20 protein-coding genes are annotated in these 18,445 nt (G+C 62.2%); 9 read left to right on the forward strand and 11 right to left on the reverse strand.

From position 1 onward, the window contains the following. Positions 1 to 119: 119 nt before the first annotated feature. Positions 120 to 629 carry a 4-hydroxyphenylacetate 3-monooxygenase, reductase component gene (hpaC, locus tag KGB20_RS15810; RefSeq protein WP_057715405.1) on the reverse strand — a complete coding sequence of 170 codons (510 nt, stop codon included), beginning with the start codon at positions 627 to 629 and terminating at the stop codon, positions 120 to 122. Positions 630 to 887: 258 nt separating this feature from the next. On the opposite strand from hpaC, the gene KGB20_RS15815 reads away from it, so the two are divergent. Next, on the forward strand, positions 888 to 1,517 hold the full coding sequence (locus tag KGB20_RS15815) for a response regulator transcription factor (protein ID WP_090454806.1): 630 nt from the start codon (positions 888 to 890) through the stop codon (positions 1,515 to 1,517). Between the two features lie 257 nt (positions 1,518 to 1,774). Here the strand turns inward: KGB20_RS15815 and feaR are convergent, their stop codons facing one another. From feaR to KGB20_RS15860, 9 genes are all read right to left on the reverse strand, one after another. After that, the gene (feaR, locus tag KGB20_RS15820) at positions 1,775 to 2,695 is read right to left on the reverse strand and encodes a transcriptional regulator FeaR (protein WP_154862362.1); all 921 of its coding nucleotides are present in this window, start codon (positions 2,693 to 2,695) and stop codon (positions 1,775 to 1,777) included. Between the two features lie 152 nt (positions 2,696 to 2,847). Next, the gene (locus KGB20_RS15825) at positions 2,848 to 3,798 is read right to left on the reverse strand and encodes a PDR/VanB family oxidoreductase (RefSeq protein WP_057715407.1); all 951 of its coding nucleotides are present in this window, start codon (positions 3,796 to 3,798) and stop codon (positions 2,848 to 2,850) included. Between the two features lie 162 nt (positions 3,799 to 3,960). Then, positions 3,961 to 4,701 carry an SDR family NAD(P)-dependent oxidoreductase gene (locus tag KGB20_RS15830; RefSeq protein WP_057715408.1) on the reverse strand — a complete coding sequence of 247 codons (741 nt, stop codon included), beginning with the start codon at positions 4,699 to 4,701 and terminating at the stop codon, positions 3,961 to 3,963. Between the two features lie 10 nt (positions 4,702 to 4,711). Further along, on the reverse strand, positions 4,712 to 5,212 hold the full coding sequence (locus KGB20_RS15835; RefSeq protein ID WP_154910576.1) for an aromatic-ring-hydroxylating dioxygenase subunit beta: 501 nt from the start codon (positions 5,210 to 5,212) through the stop codon (positions 4,712 to 4,714). Then, on the reverse strand, positions 5,209 to 6,492 hold the full coding sequence (locus KGB20_RS15840; protein WP_102672315.1) for an aromatic ring-hydroxylating oxygenase subunit alpha: 1,284 nt from the start codon (positions 6,490 to 6,492) through the stop codon (positions 5,209 to 5,211). The genes KGB20_RS15835 and KGB20_RS15840 overlap by 4 nt, the downstream gene beginning before the upstream one ends. Positions 6,493 to 6,515: 23 nt before the next feature. After that, complete coding sequence (locus KGB20_RS15845; protein ID WP_154910577.1) at positions 6,516 to 7,640, reverse strand: amidase; 1,125 nt, start codon at positions 7,638 to 7,640, stop codon at positions 6,516 to 6,518. Beyond that, positions 7,637 to 8,107 (reverse strand): nuclear transport factor 2 family protein, encoded by a 471-nt coding sequence (locus KGB20_RS15850; RefSeq protein WP_154910578.1) that lies wholly within the window; start codon positions 8,105 to 8,107, stop codon positions 7,637 to 7,639. Before KGB20_RS15850 ends, KGB20_RS15845 begins: the two co-directional genes overlap by 4 nt. Before the next feature lie 3 nt (positions 8,108 to 8,110). Beyond that, entirely contained in the window at positions 8,111 to 8,482 is a 372-nt protein-coding gene (locus tag KGB20_RS15855) for a hypothetical protein (protein ID WP_057715413.1), read from the reverse strand. A gap of 31 nt (positions 8,483 to 8,513) precedes the next feature. Continuing rightward, complete coding sequence (locus tag KGB20_RS15860) at positions 8,514 to 9,677, reverse strand: acyl-CoA dehydrogenase family protein (RefSeq protein ID WP_154910579.1); 1,164 nt, start codon at positions 9,675 to 9,677, stop codon at positions 8,514 to 8,516. 339 nt (positions 9,678 to 10,016) lie between these two features. Here KGB20_RS15860 and KGB20_RS15865 point away from each other — a divergent pair, with 339 nt between their 5' ends. The 8 genes from KGB20_RS15865 to KGB20_RS15900 all read left to right on the forward strand — a co-directional run bounded on the left by KGB20_RS15865 (position 10,017) and on the right by KGB20_RS15900 (position 16,605). Then, positions 10,017 to 11,498, forward strand: a complete 1,482-nt coding sequence (locus tag KGB20_RS15865; protein ID WP_154910580.1) for a sensor histidine kinase — start codon at positions 10,017 to 10,019, stop codon at positions 11,496 to 11,498. 363 nt (positions 11,499 to 11,861) lie between these two features. Further along, the gene (locus tag KGB20_RS15870; protein ID WP_154862354.1) at positions 11,862 to 13,010 is read left to right on the forward strand and encodes an amine dehydrogenase large subunit; all 1,149 of its coding nucleotides are present in this window, start codon (positions 11,862 to 11,864) and stop codon (positions 13,008 to 13,010) included. Between the two features lie 11 nt (positions 13,011 to 13,021). After that, on the forward strand, positions 13,022 to 13,561 hold the full coding sequence (locus KGB20_RS15875) for a MauE/DoxX family redox-associated membrane protein (protein WP_154862353.1): 540 nt from the start codon (positions 13,022 to 13,024) through the stop codon (positions 13,559 to 13,561). A 5-nt stretch (positions 13,562 to 13,566) separates the two neighbouring features. Then, positions 13,567 to 14,193 (forward strand): methylamine dehydrogenase accessory protein MauD, encoded by a 627-nt coding sequence (mauD, locus tag KGB20_RS15880; RefSeq protein WP_150815354.1) that lies wholly within the window; start codon positions 13,567 to 13,569, stop codon positions 14,191 to 14,193. Between the two features lie 18 nt (positions 14,194 to 14,211). Further along, positions 14,212 to 14,733, forward strand: coding sequence for a methylamine dehydrogenase light chain (locus KGB20_RS15885; protein ID WP_150815355.1), 522 nt, complete (start codon positions 14,212 to 14,214; stop codon positions 14,731 to 14,733). A gap of 228 nt (positions 14,734 to 14,961) precedes the next feature. Beyond that, positions 14,962 to 15,483: a cytochrome C gene (locus KGB20_RS15890; RefSeq protein ID WP_150815140.1), complete on the forward strand. Its 522-nt coding sequence runs from the start codon at positions 14,962 to 14,964 to the stop codon at positions 15,481 to 15,483. Between the two features lie 120 nt (positions 15,484 to 15,603). Next, positions 15,604 to 15,822 (forward strand): DUF4287 domain-containing protein, encoded by a 219-nt coding sequence (locus tag KGB20_RS15895; protein WP_154862350.1) that lies wholly within the window; start codon positions 15,604 to 15,606, stop codon positions 15,820 to 15,822. A 111-nt stretch (positions 15,823 to 15,933) separates the two neighbouring features. After that, positions 15,934 to 16,605, forward strand: a complete 672-nt coding sequence (locus KGB20_RS15900; RefSeq protein ID WP_154862349.1) for a class I SAM-dependent methyltransferase — start codon at positions 15,934 to 15,936, stop codon at positions 16,603 to 16,605. A 686-nt stretch (positions 16,606 to 17,291) separates the two neighbouring features. Here KGB20_RS15900 and KGB20_RS15905 read toward each other — a convergent pair. Beyond that, a complete protein-coding gene (locus KGB20_RS15905; RefSeq protein WP_154862347.1) occupies positions 17,292 to 18,365 on the reverse strand; it encodes a diguanylate cyclase in 1,074 nt (357 codons plus the stop codon). Positions 18,366 to 18,445 lie beyond the last annotated feature (80 nt).

The following is an 18,445-nucleotide window of genomic DNA, read 5'->3' on the forward strand; positions in this document are numbered from 1 at the left end:
CCGCTTTCGCGAGCAAGCCCGCTCCCACAGGGGGGGCTTCGTCGTACACAGTATTGGTGTTCGCCGAAGATCCAGTGTGGGAGCGGGCTTGCTCGCGAAGAACGATAACGCGGTCTCAATCAAGCCGCGCTGGCATGCTCAACGCGATGAAACAACCGGTTGAAATACACCAGGCTGTCGCGCGGCTCGCGCACGCCCACCTTCGTCAGTTCCACGAACATCACCGAATGCGACCCCACTTCCTTGCACTCGCTGATCCGCCCTTCGAGCTGCACCAGGGCATCGCGCAGCACCGGTACATCGGCCGCGCCGTCGTCCCACAGGTCCCAGGCAAAACGCTCGGCCATCGGCACCTGGGTCATGCCGGCGAAGTGACGGGCCAGTTCTTCCTGCTCGCCACACAGCACGTTGACGCACAGATGGCCGTTGGTGCGGAACACGTCGTGGGTGGCGCTGTTGCGGTTGACGCACACCAGCACGGTTGGCGGTGAGTCGGTCACCGAGCACACGGCGCTGGCGGTGATGCCGCAACGACCGCCAGGGCCGTTGGTGGTGATGATGTTCACCGCGGCAGGCAGCTGCGCCATGGCGTTGCGAAAGTCGATTTGCTGCTGGCTCAGGTCGGCCATGTCGATGCCCCTTCCTTCAGGAGGACCGCTATCTTGCGGCCCGTAGGTGATGGAACAAGACTAAGGCTGCGGGCGCGCCGCAACCATTCTGACGATCCCCATGGTGGGGTTGGGTTTCCGCTAGTCGACTAGGTGGTTTCTTTATCGCAAGGGCCGGCCACAGTGGGTATTCTGCATACAGGCTCCAGAACGATGAGCCGATGCGTGCCGCGCGTTCGCGTGCGAAAACAATAATTAGAAATTATCGTGGCAGCCCCGATGGAAATCCGAAAACCGATTGTTTATATCGTTGACGACGACAAGGACCTGCGAACCTCACTGGCCTGGTTGCTGGAGTCGGTGAGCGTGCAGGCGCAGTGCTTTGCCGGCGCCGAAGAGTTCCTTAGCCAATACGACCCCAAGCAGCCCGCCTGCCTGGTGCTCGACGTGCGCATGCCGGAGACCAGTGGTTTCCAGTTGCAGGAAATCCTCAACCAGCGCGGCAGCACCCTGCCGACCATTTTCGTCTCGGCCCATGGCGATATTCCGATGTCGGTCACGGCGATGAAGAACGGCGCGCTGGATTTCGTCGAGAAGCCCTACAACCCGCAGCAGATGATCGACCGCATCCAGGCCGCGCTGAAGACCGCCGTGCACGCCCAGGCCGATCAGCAGCAGCGGCAGAACCTGCAGAGCAAGCTGGCACTGCTGACCAGTCGTGAGCGGGAAGTGTTGATGCTGGTGATCGATGGCAAGGCCAGCAAGGTGATTGCCCGGGAGCTCAACATCAGCGTGAAGACCGTTGATGTGCACCGCACCAAGATCAAGGAAAAGATGGGTGTGAGCAGCATTGCCATGCTGGTGCGCGAGGTGCTGCATTTACCGGTGGATGAGCCGGTGCGGCACTGAGTGATTTGCAGCGGTCATGAGGCCGCCTTCGCGAGCAAGCTCGCTCCCACAGGTTGATCTCGGTCGTACACAAACTTCGTGTTCACTGAAGATCCACTGTGGGAGCGAGCTTGCTCGCGATGGGGCCGGCACATTCAACATTGATGGTGACTGACATACCGCTTTCGCGAGCAAGCCCGCTCCCACATTGGATCTGCGTCGTACACAGAGCCAATGTGGGAGCGGGCTTGCTCGCGAAGGGGCCAGCAAATACAACATCAATTGTGGCTATACCGCTTGCGATAAGCCCCTGGCGACACACCAAAGCGCGATTTGAACGCCGACGAGAAGTAGCTCGAATCCGAGAAGCCCCAGGCATAACACAGTGCCGATAGCTTCTGCTCGACATCGGCGCGGCGCAGGTTTTCGGCGCAGAAGTCCAGGCGGCGGTGCTTGATGTATTGCGCCACCACCAGGCCGCGCTTGGAGAACATCCGGTACAGGCCGCGCACGGAAATCCCGACTTCACGGGCGATCAGCTCGGGGCACAGTTCTTCGTCGCTGAGGTGGGCGTCGATGAAGGCGATGATCTTGCGGAACTGCCGCTCATGGGCGTCTGCACCGCCGTCCCGGGCGCTGATGCCCGGCAGCAACAGGCTGGCCAGGGCATCGAGCACGGCCTCGCTTTCCTGCATGTCCAGCCCTTCCTGCTGGCGGGTGTCCAGCACCAGTTTGTTGGCCATCGCCGCCAGGGGGCTGCCGGCCGCGATGCGCGTGGCGCAGTTGACGGCATTGAAGTGCGAACCCCGCTCGACCACCTGGCGCGGAAGAATCAGCGACAGCTGTCGGCAATCGTCGTTGTAGATCATGTCGCTCGGACGGCTGGCGTCGATCAGGGCGATGTCGCCACAGCCCAGTTGCGCGCGGTTGTCGCCCTGCTCCAGTTGCGAGCTGCCGCGCATCTGGAACACCGCGTAGTAGTGGCCGTCGCTGCTGGTGCTGACGTCCTTGCTGGTGCGGTACAAATGCACGTGCGCCATGTCGACCACACTCAGGTTGATCGCACCGCTGCGAAATTCCGCCAGTTCGCCGTAGAAATCGGTGTCCAGCGCCCGGGCATCGAAACGCCCACAGGCCTGGTTCACCTGGCTCAACCAACTTTCGAACGCCTCGTTGCGCACCGTCGATGCTGTAATCATGTCCGCAAAGCCTCACGTTTTTGTTGTTATTTTTCGACCGCTTCATCGAGCGGTTCGTCAAAACGGTTGTTTCTGTAGCCATCTCCTCCTTCGACGGCCGCCGGGCGCCCATTCAACAGGCTCCGGCCCAAGCTTTCCAGTCGACCTACGGGTTAAATGTCCAATACCAGACGAGCGGAAAGCGCCCGTGATACACACGCGCAAATCTGCTTGTTGGACGCCTTTTCCTTGTTCGACAGGCAGTTGTCGCGGTGCTCCGGCACGCCGTCCAGTACCTCGACGATGCAGGTACCGCAGATGCCTTCGCGGCACTCGGTGTCGATGTCGCAACCATGGGCCTGCAACACGTCGACCAGGCTGGCGTTGGCTGGCACTTGCAGCACCACGCCGGAACTGGCCAGCTCCACTTCGAACGTGCCGGCCGGGGCGCTGTTGGCGGCCGGGTCTGCGGCAAAGTGTTCAAGGTGAATCGAATCGTCAGAGCGACTGCGGGACGCCACTTCCACCACTTTGTTCATGAAAGGTGCCGGGCCGCAGGTGTAGACGTGGGCGGCGCTGCCGGCACGCGCCAGGCATTCGCTCAACGCGCCGTCCAAATCCGCCGGCTCCACGCCGTAATGAAACTCCACGTGGTCGGCGAATTTTGTCGCCAACAGCTCTGTAAACGCCGCGTACTGCGCCGAACGGGCGAAGTAATGCAAACGATACGGCTGGCCGCTTTCCGCCAGTCGATAAGCCATGCTCAACAGCGGAGTCACGCCGATACCGGCGGCGAACAGCACGTGTTCGCGGGCACTGTCATCGAGACGGAACAGGTTGCGCGGCGCGCCCATTTCCAGCTCCATGCCCTCTTCCACTTGCTCGTGCAGCGCCAGCGAACCACCGCGCGACTGCGCTTCTTTCTTCACCGCCACCAGATACGCACGGCGGTCCTGCGGCGGGCTGCACAGCGAGTACTGGCGGGTCACCCCGGTCGGGCCGGTGAGGTCGACGTGGGCACCCGGTTCATAGGTGTCGAGCGGCTGGCCGTCACTGCGCACGAGGCGAAAGGAACGGATATCCAGCGCTTCGTCGACGATCCTTTCGATCTTCACCTTCATCATTGCATCACCTGAATACTGTTGTTTTGGTTTACTGCACCTTGTAGGAGCGAGCCTGCTCGCGATGAACCTGAGAACAACACGGGGTGTCAGGTTTCCAGCGTCATCGTTGACGATCATCGCGAGCGAGCTCGCTCCTACAGGGTGGGGGCATTTTTCTGCGGCTCAGCGCATGAACAAACCGCCATTGATGTCCCAGCACGCACCCGTTACCGAGGCGGCGTTCTCGGCGATCAGCAGCAACACGCTGTCGGCGATGAACGTTGGGTCACCGAGGGTGCCGGCCGGGATCATTTTCAGGATCTGTTCCAGACGCTCCGGAGCCACGGTTTCGCGTACCACCGGCAAGTCCAGCGGACCTGGCGAGATGCTGTTGACCGTCACGCCCTGGGGCGCCAGTTCACGGGCGAAGACTTTGGTCAGGGTCGCCACGCCGCCCTTGGCCGCCGCGTAATGCGCGCCGGTGGCGGTGCCGCCGTTCTGCCCGGCCAGGGACGCAATGTTGACGATGCGACCGAAGCCGCGCTCGGCAAAGTGCGCGCCGAATACCTGGCAGGCCACGAAGGTGCCCCGCAGGTTGATCGCCATCGACTCGTCGAATTCTTCTGGTGTGATGTCCATCAGTGCGGCGACTTTCGACACACCGGCGTTGTTCACCAGAATGTCGGTGCCGCCCCAGCGCTCGGCGAGCACATCGCGGGCACGTTGAAAGTCGGCCTTGCTGCGCACATCCAGCTCGATGGCCACGGCGCTGGCGCCACTGCCATCGAGTTCCAAAGCCAGTTGCTGCACGCCATCGAGGCGCACATCCGCCAGGCCGACGCGATAACCGGCTGCGTGCAGACGGCGGGCGATGCATTCGCCCAGTCCGCGCGAGGCACCCGTTACGAGGGCTACTCGACTCATGATGTTGCCCTCACAAAAGGAAGCCGAGCGCGCTCAGGCTGTCGGTGGAGTTGATCAGGCGCACCACTTTTCGCTCCAGGGTCGGCACGCCGTCGGTGAAGCGGATACGGTGGTTCAGGTCGGCCACGAACGGCGTGTGCACGCCGCGCTTGTAGGCGTACAGCAGCTGCGCCGAATTGACTTCGACGATATCGCCGGCCGCTTCCACCAGGCGGAAACGCGAGATCGTGCGAATGGTTTTCGCCGCGTCCACCGCCGACGGCGAGTAGCCGGCGGTCAGGCGTTCGATACGCAGGTCACGCATGCGCGCATCGTCGTAGGCGTAGTTGAGGGTCGCTTCGAAATCTTCGGTGTCCGGGTCGATCGGCACGATGTACTTGCCGCTTGCGCTCCACAGGGTCGCCCATTCGGCGTAGTTCTTGTGGTCGAGCAGTTCGGCTTCGCGCCAGATGAACTCGATGGCCTGGGCCAAGGGACCGGTAAAACCGTTCAGGGTGTCGTGATTGCTCATTGGCTCATCATCCTTTTCCACATGTCGTAGGCACCGCGCATGCCGCCTTCGTCGGTGGCGTGGCTGACCTTGTCGCCGTTTTCAGCGGTGATTTCGCGGTTCAGGCCGCGGTTGACCAGGATTGGCGCATCGACGCCGGCGTACGAGCCGCGCTGCACGCGGTCCCAGGCTTCGGCATCGTCAGGGCTGCCGAAACCGAACGGGCCCTGGAAGTGTTCGTGGATGCGCATGCGTTCGCGGTTGGCGATTTCCGGGCCGCCGTCCATGCCGAGGGCCACGTGGCGGATCTCGGTTTCGGTGACCGACACCGGGCGCAGCACGCGGAAGAACGACATCGACATCGCCACGTTGGGGAACAGGTTCAGGTTGAAACCGGCGCCGTGCAGCGAGCGCACGATGCGACGGACCTGATCGGCGGGCAGGGTCTTCGACAGTTCTTCGGTCACATGGGCGAAGCGCTCCTGCAACTGCTCGGTGCCGTCGTCGTGATCGAGGTCGACGTGCTCCGGCACCATCACCATCACGCTGTGGCCGTTGCCCAGGGAGTGGGTCACGGCTTGTTCGTCGGTCATGAACGAGAGCATTTCCGAGGTTTCTTCATCCACCGACGACATGAACGACTTGTGCACGATCGGGAAGTGATAGCCGTCGGTGGTGTTTTCCAGCTGGATCTTCCAGTTGCCCTTGAAGCTGAACTTGTGTTCGCCCTGGGTCTTGATCGGGTAGCCGGCGCCCTGCTTCATGAACAGGTCCATCCAGTGTTTCGCGCCGCCGAGGAAGTCCTCCAGCGGTTCGATCTCGTCGTTGTAGCTGGCGAACACCATGCCGGCGTAGCTCTCGACGCGCAGGCTGGTCAGCGGCAATTCCGACTTTTCCAGAATGCCTTCGTAGCCGTCCGGATACGGCAGCGCGCGCAGCTTGCCGTCCAGGCCATAGGACCAGCTGTGGTACGGGCAGGTGAAACCGGTGGCGTTGCCCTTGTGCTTCTCGCACACGGTGGCGCCACGGTGGCGGCAACGGTTTTCCAGCACGTTGATGTTGTTCTTCTTGTCGCGCACCACAATCACCGGGCGGCGGCCGATGGTGGCGGTCTTGAAGTCGCCGCTATTGCGCACTTCGCTTTCGTGGGCAACCCACACCCAGGTGCGGTAGAAAATCTTGTCCAGCTCGGCTTCGAACAGCGCCGGGTCGTTGTACAGCGAGACGTCGACGCGGTCATGCCGGACCAGGTCTTCGGGGCTTTTCGACGTTGCGATCAGCTGATATTCATGAGTGCTCATGCGGTTCTCCTCATGGCTTCTTTTTATGATTGAGTGGTAGAGGCTTGCAGCTGCGCACCAAAGGCGCAGACCAGTTCGTCCTGACCTTTGCGGCCAACGATTTGCAGGCCGACTTTCAGCCCGCCGCAATCGAGTTCCACCGGCACCGTCAGCGCGGGGTGACCACTGAGGTTGAAAGGCCGCACCAGCGGGGTCATGCCGGCCACGGCTTTGCTGCCGGCGCGGGCTTCGCTGAGGGTTGGCGGCAAGGTTGGCAGCGTCGGCAACAGCAATACGGCGAAGTCTTCCAGCGCTGCATCCACCTGTTGGGTGAACCGCGTGCGCACGGATTCGGCCTGGGCCAGTTCTTCGCGCGTGGTGCGGCTGGCCGCCAGCAAGCGTGTTTCCACATCGGCGCCGATCAGGCCCTTGCCGGTCAAGTGGCCGAATGCCGTCCAGTTTTCGAAATTGATCACGGTCAGGCCGGCGGCAAACGCTGCTTCGAATTCGCTCAGGTGCAGGTTGCTGCGACGCCATCCGGCGCGGTCGGCGGCTGCACCCAGGCTGGCTTGCAGGTGCGAATCACAGGCCACCTCGAGAAAGCCGACCCTGGCGCCGTCGCCTGGCAGCCCTTGAGCGGTAAAGCCCGGGCAGATCACCTGCATCGCGGCGATCAGGTCGTCCATGCTTTTGGCGAACGGCCCGACGCAATCGAGGCTCGATTCCAGTGGATGCGCACCGACACGGCTGACGCGACCATAAGTCGGCTTGAGCCCGGCAATCCCGCAGCACGCTGCCGGCACCCGCACCGAACCACCGGTGTCGGTGCCGATGGCGACGTCCGCCAGGCCTGCCGCGACCGCCGAAGCCGAACCGCTGGACGAGCCGCCAGGCACACGGTCCGGCGCTTGCGGATTGATCGGAGTGCCGGTCCAGTCGTTGATGCCGGTCACGCCGAACGCCAGTTCATGCAGGTTGGTCTTGCCGACGATCTGCCAGCCAGCATCGAGGATCGCATCGACCACCTCGGCGTTTTGCGTCGCCGCCGGTGCATCGGCGAACGCACGGCTGCCTGAGCGGGTCGGATGGCCGGCGATGTCGATGGAGTCCTTGATGGCGACGCGCTTGCCGTTGCCACCGAGGAGGAATTCGCTGATGAAAGTACTCATGCGCTCAGCTCCGAATTGAACAAGCGTTGCGTGCGGAAATGCGCGATCAGCCAGACGCCGTCAACACAACGGAAATCGATGTTCAGGCGCGTGCCGAACAACTCATTGCGGCCATCGGCGTAGGTCGAGATCTGCTGCATGATCCACTGCCCCTGCGCCGCCTTGCCGTCGACCACGATCGACTCGCTGGTGAGGTAATGCAGGTTCAGCTTGAAGTGGTCGGACGGCGGCAGATAACCGCCGACAAACGCCGCCACCGCCTCACGTCCACGGTGTTGACCGAAGGTCTGCGCGGTCTGGGTGCCGAGGCCTTCCCAGACCGCATCCTCGGTGAACAACTGCGCCAACTGGTCGAGATGAATCGCCGCCCGCGGCACATCGCACAGGTCCATGTAGTGCGCCATCAAACGGCGCACTGCGCTTTCCCCTTCGAGCGTCGCCAGACGCTGCAGCAAGGCCTCGTTCATGGCTTACACCTTGGCCGCGTCAGGAATGGTCAGCGGACGACCGATGCGCGCTTCGATCTTGGCGTAGCGCCACAGGCTGTATTGGCCGACCGGTGTGGTGCGGAACAGGTTGCAGGCGTCGATCACCGACTGGTGGCAGTCGACGTCGGCCATGATGTACACGGTCCAGGGCGAGGTGGTGGACGGGCCGACCATCAGGCGGTCGTCATCCATCGCGCCGAGCACGGTGATGCCGGGCATCGCGCCAAGGTCACCCATCATCTGACTGAAGCCCTTCCACACGCTCAGGCCTTCGCCGGTGGGCAGGTCGAAAAAGTTCTGGGTGATGCCGATGCAGAAGACGACGCGCAATGGCTCTTGGGTGGTTTGCGACATGGGTGCGATTCCTTGAAAAAGTAATGGGGATTCAGATGTAGCCCGGGAACGGCGGAACGCCGAGGAACACCGAGCCGGCGCCGTCGTACAGGCCTTCACTGAGGAAGGCGTGCTGGGTCACCACCATCGAGTCGCGCAGATAGCGTTGCAGCGGATGGCGCAGGTAAATGGCGGTGGTGCCGGCCAGGCTGTAGGCGCTCTGCACCACCTCGGCACCGGCCTGGGACACATGAATGGCCGACAGGCGCAACAGGCTGGTCTGCTCCGGCGTGACCGGGTTGCCGACCAGGATCGAGTTCCACACCTGTTCGGTGGCGTTGTAGAAGAAACCGCGCGCGGCGCTGAGCTTGGCTTCAGCCTTGGCGATCTCGATGCGCACGTAAGCACGGTCGGACAATTTCGGCGCGCCGGTGATGCCGCTACCACCCGCCATGCGGCTGATTTCGTCCAGCGCGGCACGGGCCAGTCCGAGGTTGACCACCGCCAGCACTTGCGCGGCGTAGGCGATCGATGGATAGCGGAACAGCGGCTCGTCGATGGTCGAGGCACCGCCGCGGATGAACGTCCAGCGCTCGTCAACGCGTTTATCGGTCACCCGCAGGTCATGGCTGCCGGTGCCTTTGAGGCCGACCACTTCCCAGTTCTCGACGATGTCTACCTGCTCCGGGCGGAACACAGCAGTGCGCGGCTTGCCGCCAGCGGCGCCGATGCCGACACCAAGCAGGTCCGCGCCTTTGCAGCCGCTGGCGAATTTCCAGGTGCCGTTGACCTGATAGCCGCCTTCTACGGCCTCGGCCGGTTGCAAGGGGAACAGGCCGCCAGCGAACACCAGGTCAGGACTTTCGGCGTAGAGTTCAGCGAGGGTTTCCCGCGGCAAGGCTGCCAGGTAGACACCGGCGCTGCCGAAGCTGGCCACCCATCCCGCCGAGCCGTCGGCTTCGGAGATGCGTTCGATCATTTGCAGGAACAGGTGCGGTGCCAGGGCGTCGCCACCGAAGCATTTCGGCGTGGCGGCACGGTAGATGCCCACTTGTTTGAAGCGCTCGATCATGTCCCGTGGCACGTGGGAGCCAGTGTCGAATTCTTCGCGGCGCCGGCGCACTTCATCCAGTACCTGCGCAAAGGCCTGGCTGTCGACGACATTCTCGTCAACGCCGATCGATGCGTCTTGTTGCGCAACCGCTGAACGCAGCATGGGCATTCTCCGTTTTGTTTATTGTTAGTGGGGTGACACGCATGCCCCGTTGTAGGAGCGAGCCTGCTCGCGATGGTCGTCAACGATGACGCTGGAAACCTGGCACCCCGTGGCGCTCTCAGGTTCATCGCGAGCAGGCTCGCTCCTACAGGGAATCGGCGTGGTCACCCTTGCATTGCGGTCCAGTGTAAAAACCGCATCCGGCCGCCACTATTGGTGCGTGCAGCCCCCTCGCTAAAGAAAACCCCTAGACCCACACCGGTAACCTCTGAGCGCATCCCGCTGTGCGAGCAGGTATAAAACGCCATACTGCAAATCTCTGCCGCCAGGGGCCGTGCGATGTACCAGCCAAAACCGAACGACTTTTATGCGCTGATCGAAGCCATGCCGCTGTGCATCATTCTTCATGACGCGCACACCAAGGAGATTCTCTGGGCCAACGCCGCTGCCCTGGCGGCGTTGGGCTTTACCCTGGAGGAACTGACGCCGCTCAAGGCCTCCGACATGACCCGCGATGCGCCGAAATACCGGCGTTCCATAGGTTTGCGCTGGCTCGAAAGGGCCGCGCGCACCGGGCAACGGACCATCGAGTGGTGCTATCGCTCCAAGCAAGGGGTGGAGATTCTTTCCGAGGCGGTGGCGACCCTGGTGCACCTGGACGGTCGCGATGTGTTGATGGTGCAGTTCCGTGACATTTCCAAAGAGGACAAGGTCAAGCGCGACCTCAAGCGTTTCGAGAGCCGGCTCAAGGCCTTCATGCAGGACCTGGCCGAAGGTGTGGCGGTGCTCGGCCCCGAGGGCGATATAGGTTTTATCAGCGACTCCGGCGCGCACCTGCTCGACAGCGAAGTGCACCAGCTGATGGGCGAGAACTTCCTGGCCTGGTGCGACGACGCTTCGCGTCAGCGCTTGTTGCAACAGTTCGCCCATGAAACGCCGGAGCACACGCCGTTCAACGTGCACTACAAGGTGCAGCGCCGGGACGGCGAATGGCGCTGGCATGACGCAACCTGCCGCTACATCGAGATCGAGGACGATCTGGTCGGCCATCTGCTGCTGTTCCGCGACGTGACCGAGCAGGTGCAGGCCGAAGAGGCGCGGCGGGTCAGCGAGCAGAAGCTCGAGTACCTGGCGCGCTACAACGCCATGGGCGAAATGGCCGTGGCCATCGCCCACGAGCTGAGCCAGCCATTGGCGGCGACCCGCAACTTTATTGAAGGCGCAGTGATTCGCCTGGGCAACGCGGGGGAAACCGATCAAGGCGTCGCCTGGGGCTTGCAGAGCGCCGTGCGGCAAATCGAGCATGCCTCGGTGATCATCAAGAGCGTGCGCGATTACGTGGTCAAGCTGGAGCAGACTGAAGAGCTGGTCGACCTTAATGAGCTGCTGCGCGAAACCCGCTACTTCATCAGCCTGCGCGCCGATCCCAGTCTGGTGCGCGTGGAAATCGTCGCCGCGTCCGAACCGCTGCGGGTGAGTTGCGAGAAGGTGCTGATCGGCCAGGTGATCCTCAACCTGGCCTTCAACGCCATTGAAGAAATGGCCGACCTGCCGACTGAACGACGCCTGTTGCGTATCCACGCCAGTCGCGAGAACGATGTGGCCCTGGTGCGCATCGAAGACTGCGGTCGCGGCATCCAGGCCCAGGCGCAGGAGAAGCTGTTCGACGGCTTTTTCTCGTCCAAGGTCAGTGGCAATGGCATCGGCCTGGCGCTGTGCAAGAACATCATCGGCCGCCACCGTGGCGATATCTGGGCGCAAAACCTGGAGCCGTGCGGCGCGGTGTTTACCTTCTCCCTTCCCCTCGCCAATCCCGCCTGACCTGCACCACTACTGTGGTCTGACATACACAAATCCTGTGGCGAGGGGGCTTGCCCCCGTTCGGTTGCACAGCAGCCGCAAAACCTGCTGGCACGGTGTGACTGGCAAATGCTGGGGCCGCTTCGCGACCCAACGGGGGCAAGCCCCCTCGCCACAAATGCAGCTTCGCCCTTCCCACCTCTGACGCCAGTCAAACCCCCGCCTTATCAGATTGTGCAGCCAGTTTCATGACACTGGCACAGACACACAAACACTTGGCAGGCAGGGCAATTCTCCCGATCTCGGGGCACGGCAGAATCAAAGGGTAAAAATCTGCCAAAGCACCCGCGATCCGCGTTACCAACAATTCAGGAAGTTCCCCTTATGCGAACAAACAGGATCTCCGTACAGTCAGCGCTAGGCCTGAGCCTGCTTGTACTCGGTTTGAACAGTGCCCACGCGGACCTGCCCGCCGGTACGATTGGGCAGACCGTTCTGGCGTTTCCACCCGAAGCTCACCGCGCGTTTGTCATCGACGTCGAGTTCGACAGCTTTGTGGCTGGCCGCGTGACTGTGGTCGACCCGGACCAGAAGCGCATCCTCGGCATGGTGCCGACCGGTTTTGCCGCGCCGTCGACCCTCAGTCACGACAAAAAAACCATCTACAGCGCGGACATCTGGTATTCCCGCGGCACCCGTGGCACCCGCACCGACGTGCTCACCGCCTGGGACAGCTCGACCCTGTCGCCGGCCTGGGAAGTGCTGATTCCAAACAAGCGCGCCGAATCGCTGACCCAGCGTTATGCGCTCAAGCCGAGCGGCGACGACAAGTTCGTCTACGTCTACAACTTCACCCCGTCGACTTCGGTGACCGTGGTCGATACCCAGACCAAGGCGGTTGCCACGGAAATCGCCATCCCCGGTTGCGTGCTCAACTACCCGGTCGGTAACCGCCGCTTCGCCTCGCTGTGCGGCGACGGCAGCCTGCAAGTGGTGACCCTCAACGATCAGGGCCAGGAAACCGCGCGCAGCCGCACGCCGTTCTTTGATCCGAACGCGGAAAAACTGGTAGAGCGCGCCGTCAACGTCGGCGACACCTACTACTTCACCACCACGACCGGCACCGTGCGCCCGGTGGATTTCGCCGGTGATGCGCCGAAGGTCTTGCCGTCCTGGTCGCTGGTTTCCGACGAAGACAAAAAGGCCGGCTGGGCGCCGGGTGGCTGGCAGATGATGGCCGTGGCGCCGAAGCTGGACCGCCTGTACGTGCTGATGCACGACACCCACGAACCGATGAAGTGGGAAGACCCGAGCCCGCTGATCTGGGCGTTTGACCTCAAGACCCACAAGAAGGTGGCGACTCTGGAAGCCCCGGTTCCGGTGTGGAGCATGCAGGCAACCGGCGACGACAAGCCGTTGTTGCTCGGCACCGACGTGGAAGGCGGTCTGCAGATTTTCGATCTGAAGACCAACAAGCTCACCGGCAGCATGCCGAAAGTCGCCAAAACCGCGACTCAGGTCCTGAGCTACTAAGAGGTTCGGCCATGCACACAGATCCGATCTTCATCATTGCCAGCGCCATCGCCATCGCGGTGTTGCTGGCCAGCGCCGCGACCCACAAGTTGCGCGCGCCGGCCCGCTTCGCCCGGCAACTGGCGGACTATCAACTGCTGCCCGAGGCGCTGGTGCGCCCGACGGCACGGTGGGTGCCGCTGTTGGAACTGGCCATTGCCTTTGCCCTGCTGGTACCGGTCAGCCGTGGTTACGCCGCGTTGAGCGCCGCCAGCCTGTTGGCCCTGTATGCCGCCGCCATCGGCATCAACCTGTGGCGCGGTCGCGCGGACATCGACTGCGGTTGCGCCGGTCCCGACCAGGCACAGCCGCTGCGTCCGGTGCTACTGGCACGTAACAGCGCACTGATAGCGCTGGCGCTGCTGGCCAGCGTGGCGCCGGTTGCCCGCGACCTCAACCTGTTCGATGGCTTCGTGACCCTGGCTGCCGCCGCGGTTGCGCTGCTCATCTACGCCGCCGCCGATGGGCTGCTGGCGAACTCCCCTCTTCTGCTCAAATTGATTGGTAGGTAATCGAAATGGAAGGCTTGATTGTTTCCAACGTTCTGCTCTGGGTGCTGCTGGTGGCTGTGGCGTTTGTCGTCATGGGCCTGGTGCGGCAGATTGGCGTATTGCACGGTCGCCTGGCCCCGGCTGGCGCGCTGATGGTCGACAAAGGGGTGGCGGTCAACGAGCCCGCGCCGCAAGTCACCGCCAGCGACCGTCACGGTCGCCCGGTGAACTTCGGTTACGCCGGCGAGAAATCGCAACTGCTGTTCTTCCTCTCGCCGACCTGCCCGATCTGCAAGTCGCTGCTGCCGGCGATCAAATCCATCGCCAAGGAGCAGGCCGATCGTCTTGACGTGGTGTTCGTCAGCGATGGCGACATGGACGCCCAACAAGCGCTGATCCGCGAACACAAACTCGAAGACGCCACCTATGTGGTCGGCCCGGAAGTGGGCATGACCTACCAGATCGGCAAGCTGCCGTACGCCGCGCTGATCGACAAGGCCGGCACCCTGCGCGCCAAAGGCCTGGTCAACTCCCGCGAGCACCTGGACAGCCTGTTCGAAGTCGAGCATTTGAAGCACGCCACGTTGCAGCAATACCTCAATGCCCAACCGCACACCCACGATCACGACCACAGCCACGGCCATAGCCACTGATAAGGCAGGGAGACCTTTATGAAACTGCTGGATCTGTTGTTTGAGCGTTCGTCCCGCCGTGTCGCCGACACCACTTCGCGCCGCAAACTGCTGGCACGCATGGGTTCGCTGATGGTGGCCGGTGCCGCCCTGCCACTGTTGCTGCCGCTGGACCGCACCAGCAAGGCCCTGGCCGCGGAGCCTGCGCAGGCCGGCGACCCGGGCGATCCGAACACCTGCGACTACTGGCGCTACTGCTCCATCGACGGTTTTCTGTGCAGCTGCTGCGGTGGGTCGGTGACGTCCTGCCCACCGGGAACCGAAGCCTCGCAAGTGACCTGGATCGGCACCTGCCGCAACCCGGCCGACGGCAAGGACTACATCATTTCGTACAACGACTGCTGCGGTAAGCAAAGCTGCGCCCAGTGCGCCTGTACCCGTAACGACAGTGAAGAACCGGCCTACCGCCCGTTCAACAATAACGATGTGAACTGGTGCCTGGCCGCCAAATCGCACATCTACCACTGCACCGTTTCGGTCATCCGCGGCGTCGCCGTTTAAAGAACGCGCTTTGCGCCGGTTGCTCGCGCAATCGGCGCTTTTTTTCTGTGGCTGCTTTTCTTTTTTTTACTGCTTTGTGTGTGTGTGTACCTGTAGGAGCGAGCTTGCTCGCGAAGGGCGTCAACGATAACGCGGGCTATCTGGTTTAACGCGTCGCCCTTTAGTTCTTCGCGAGCAAGCTCGCTCCTACAACAGGTGCCAAACCGGTCATCAGCGGAGTTGGATTACATGCGTAGTTTGATATTGCTCGGTCTCGTCTGCGCCCTGAGCGCCCCGCTCGCTTTCGCCCGGGCCATTCCCGACCCGGCGCAGAGCCATGCGCCGGGCAACGAAGACGTTCAAACCCCGATTGCCCAGGCCGGTTACAGCGTCGGCGTGAACTACCAGCTGCAATGCGCCGGTTGCCACCTGGGCGACGGCACGGGTTCGGCCGCCAACGACACGCCACGGATGAAAGGTTTCGTCGGTAACTTCCTGAAAGTGCCCGGTGGCCGCGAATTCCTCGTGCGAGTGCCGGGCATGTCGCAGTCAGCGCTGAACAACGCACAACTGGCGGACCTGCTCAACTGGCTGTTGCGCGAAGACGGCATGGCGGGTAGCAGCATGCCGGCCGATTATCAGCCTTACACCGCCGAAGAAGTCATGACATTGCGCGCCAAGACCATGCTCAACCTGCCCGGCACCCGTGGTGAGTTGATCAAGGCCATGCGTGCCCAAGGCCTCGCGATCGATGACGGGATGAATTACTGAGAACATTTGCCCCGCCCCGCTTCAACATCAACCGCCCGGACGATGGACGCGTTGACGGCAAGTAAGTAACGTAACCGGTGCTGTTTTCGAACCTGGAAAATCGAAAAGGGAGTTTGCATCGTGACCGAAGAGACAAAAACCAAAGGACCGACTTCGTACTTCCCGTCCATTGAAAAAAAGTACGGGCAGCCGATCAGCCATTGGCTGGACCTGCTCAAGTCTGTCAGCGACAAGAAACACATGGAGATGGTGGCCTGGCTCAAAACCGAACACGGAATGGGTCATGGTCACGCCAATGCGCTGGTTGCCTATCATCTGGCAGCCACCAAAAGCGCCTAGCCACGGGTCCATCCTTTGCTGTGCTATCGGTGGGGCCGGGTAAAACCGGCTCCACCGTAAGTCTTCTGTTGCCCTATCCTTTCATCCAACCCATCACGCCGGACATCGACCATGTCAGCCCCCGAATCCACCCTCCTCGACAGCTGGCATCACAACGCCCGGGCCTGGATCGACGCCATTCGCAGCGGCACCATCGAAAGCCGCCTCAAGGTCACCGACCAGGCCATCCTGCTGGCGGTGCTGGGTCGCCAGCCCGAGCGTGTGCTCGACCTGGGTTGCGGTGAAGGCTGGTTGTTGCGTGCGCTGGCAGACCGGGCCATCGATGCGGTCGGCGTGGACGGCGATGCGACGCTGGTGGAGGCGGCGCGGACGGCGGGCACTGCGCGGGTGCATTTGGCGAGCTATGAACAACTGGCTGAAGCGAAAGTCGACATCGGCCGCGACTACAACCTGATCTGCGCCAACTTCGCCCTGCTGCATCAGGACATCATCCCCCTGCTCGCTACCATGAACACCCTGCTCGCCCCGGGTGGCGCGCTGCTGATCCAGACGCTGCACCCGTGGGCGGCTGCGGCGGGCGACTACCAGGATGGCTGGCGGGAAGAGACCTTCTCTGGCTTCAAGGGGCAGTGGCAGCCCATGCCATGGTATTTCCGCACCCTGTCCAGTTGGCTGAATGCACTGGACATGGCCGGCTTTGCATTGGCCGGCCTGCAGGAGCCACAGCACCCGCAAAGCCCCGTGCCGCAGTCATTGCTGTTGGTGGCCGAGCCACGGCGCTGAGAGGCTTTAATATCGCACACAGTTCTTGCACCCACCGAACATCCCTGTGGGAGCGGGCTTGCCCGCGAAGAGGCCGGCACATTCAACATCGATTTCGCCTGACATTCCGCCATCGCGAGCAAGCTCGCTCCCACAGGTTCAGTGGCTGTACGCAACATCTGCGAACCACCCAAATCCCTGTGGGAGCGGGCTTGCCCGCGAAGAGGCCGGCACATTCAACATCGATTTCGCCTGACATTCCGCCATCGCGAGCAAGCTCGCTCCCAAAGTGGATTTCTGTTGAGCACAAATCTTGTATTCACCCGGAATCCCCGTGGGAGCGAGCTTGCTCGCGATGAGGCCATCACAGCCAACATCCCTGCCACCTGACACGCCGCCATCGCGAGCAAGCTCGCTCCCACAGTGGATTTCTGTTGAGCACAAATCTTGTATTCACCCGGAATCCCCGTGGGAGCGAGCTTGCTCGCGATGAGGCCATCACAGCCAAATCCCTGCCGCCTGACACGCCGCCATCGCGAGCAAGCCCGCTCCCACAGTGGATTTCTGTTGAGCACAAATCTTGTATTCACCCGGAATCCCTGTGGGAGCGAGCTTGCTCGCGATGAGGCCGTCACAGCCAACATCCATGCCGCCTGACACGCCGCCATCGCGAGCAGGCTCGCTCCCACAGGTTTTGCGGTGAAGGGTCACACCGAGTCGAGCAGTTCGCGATGGGGTTTCCCGTTACCGCAGCAGATCACCCGATTACGCCCGGTGGTTTTGGCTTCGTACAACGCATGATCGGCATCATTGAGCCAAAGCATCGCGTCGGCATGGGCCGGGTTGAATGACGCCAGGCCAATGCTCAGGCTGACTTTCAGGGCCGGGTTCTGCTCGTAGCCCAAGATGGCGAAGCGAGCGCGCAGGGCATCCATGATGGCGGCGGCGCGGTTCAGGGGCAGGTCCGGAAGGATCACGCAGAACTCGTCGCCGCCGTAGCGCCCTGCCACATCGGTCGTTCGCAGGTTCTGCTTGAGCATTTTGCTCAACTGACGCAAGACGATGTCGCCGGCAACATGGCCGTAGGTGTCGTTGATGGCTTTGAAATGGTCGATGTCGATCAGGGCGATCGCTCCGCCTTTTTGCTGGCTGTTGCAACGCTGGAACTCGATCTCCAGTTGGTCCTTCCAGGTGCCATGGTTCAGCAGGCCTGTCAGGCTGTCGGTGCGGCTCAGTGCCAGCAGTTCACGCTTCTGACAGCCCAGAGTATGGGCCTGGCGGAAGCAGATCCAGCCCAGCGCCAGCGGATACAGGCACAGCAACGGCAAACAGGCATAGAGCTGCACCGCGCTGGTGGCAGGAATGAACGCCGGGGAGAAAATCAGCAGGCCAACGCCCACGCCCAGGATTTGCGCGGCTGTCCCGGCCAGCAGAAAGCGCGAGCCACCTATGGCCACGTTGTTCATGGCCATCATGGAAATGGTGGTCGCGCTGGGCAGTGGATTGAATTGCATCGCGGCAATCCAGAAGCCGCCGAGAAAGGCATCAATCAGCAGATTGCGGTGCTCGGCATGATAGGGCGTCTTGGCCCGGCGCGCCCATTGGTAAGCCAGGTGCGGCCAGACCAGGCCATTGAACCACATGAAGCCCCAGACCCAAGGTGCAGGATCGAGTGGATACATTGCCGCGCTCACGCACACCAGCCCCAGGGCCAACCCCAGGATCCGCGATGTATAGAGCCTCCTGGCCAATGAAGATCCCTTTCCTCCCGCTTTTGCCATAGGACCTCTTTGCCACTCCACGGAATGCGATTACAGCCTGTGCCTATGCGCTGGAGTCTATCAGGGCGACATTAAATAGC

The organism is Pseudomonas sp. BF-R-30 (assembly GCF_019956175.1).
Lineage (GTDB): Bacteria > Pseudomonadota > Gammaproteobacteria > Pseudomonadales > Pseudomonadaceae > Aquipseudomonas > Aquipseudomonas jessenii.

Excerpts from the sequence above, each read along its gene's own strand:
- hpaC (WP_057715405.1), bottom strand. The coding sequence starts at position 629 with ATGGCCGACCTGAGCCAGCAGCAAATCGACTTTCGCAACGCCATGGCG.
- KGB20_RS15815 (WP_090454806.1), top strand. The coding sequence starts at position 888 with ATGGAAATCCGAAAACCGATTGTTTATATCGTTGACGACGACAAGGAC.
- feaR (WP_154862362.1), bottom strand. The coding sequence starts at position 2,695 with ATGATTACAGCATCGACGGTGCGCAACGAGGCGTTCGAAAGTTGGTTG.
- KGB20_RS15825 (WP_057715407.1), bottom strand. The coding sequence starts at position 3,798 with ATGATGAAGGTGAAGATCGAAAGGATCGTCGACGAAGCGCTGGATATC.
- KGB20_RS15830 (WP_057715408.1), bottom strand. The coding sequence starts at position 4,701 with ATGAGTCGAGTAGCCCTCGTAACGGGTGCCTCGCGCGGACTGGGCGAA.
- KGB20_RS15835 (WP_154910576.1), bottom strand. The coding sequence starts at position 5,212 with ATGAGCAATCACGACACCCTGAACGGTTTTACCGGTCCCTTGGCCCAG.
- KGB20_RS15840 (WP_102672315.1), bottom strand. The coding sequence starts at position 6,492 with ATGAGCACTCATGAATATCAGCTGATCGCAACGTCGAAAAGCCCCGAA.
- KGB20_RS15845 (WP_154910577.1), bottom strand. The coding sequence starts at position 7,640 with ATGAGTACTTTCATCAGCGAATTCCTCCTCGGTGGCAACGGCAAGCGC.
- KGB20_RS15850 (WP_154910578.1), bottom strand. The coding sequence starts at position 8,107 with ATGAACGAGGCCTTGCTGCAGCGTCTGGCGACGCTCGAAGGGGAAAGC.
- KGB20_RS15855 (WP_057715413.1), bottom strand. The coding sequence starts at position 8,482 with ATGTCGCAAACCACCCAAGAGCCATTGCGCGTCGTCTTCTGCATCGGC.
- KGB20_RS15860 (WP_154910579.1), bottom strand. The coding sequence starts at position 9,677 with ATGCTGCGTTCAGCGGTTGCGCAACAAGACGCATCGATCGGCGTTGAC.
- KGB20_RS15865 (WP_154910580.1), top strand. The coding sequence starts at position 10,017 with ATGTACCAGCCAAAACCGAACGACTTTTATGCGCTGATCGAAGCCATG.
- KGB20_RS15870 (WP_154862354.1), top strand. The coding sequence starts at position 11,862 with ATGCGAACAAACAGGATCTCCGTACAGTCAGCGCTAGGCCTGAGCCTG.
- KGB20_RS15875 (WP_154862353.1), top strand. The coding sequence starts at position 13,022 with ATGCACACAGATCCGATCTTCATCATTGCCAGCGCCATCGCCATCGCG.
- mauD (WP_150815354.1), top strand. The coding sequence starts at position 13,567 with ATGGAAGGCTTGATTGTTTCCAACGTTCTGCTCTGGGTGCTGCTGGTG.
- KGB20_RS15885 (WP_150815355.1), top strand. The coding sequence starts at position 14,212 with ATGAAACTGCTGGATCTGTTGTTTGAGCGTTCGTCCCGCCGTGTCGCC.
- KGB20_RS15890 (WP_150815140.1), top strand. The coding sequence starts at position 14,962 with ATGCGTAGTTTGATATTGCTCGGTCTCGTCTGCGCCCTGAGCGCCCCG.
- KGB20_RS15900 (WP_154862349.1), top strand. The coding sequence starts at position 15,934 with ATGTCAGCCCCCGAATCCACCCTCCTCGACAGCTGGCATCACAACGCC.
- KGB20_RS15905 (WP_154862347.1), bottom strand. The coding sequence starts at position 18,365 with ATGGCAAAAGCGGGAGGAAAGGGATCTTCATTGGCCAGGAGGCTCTAT.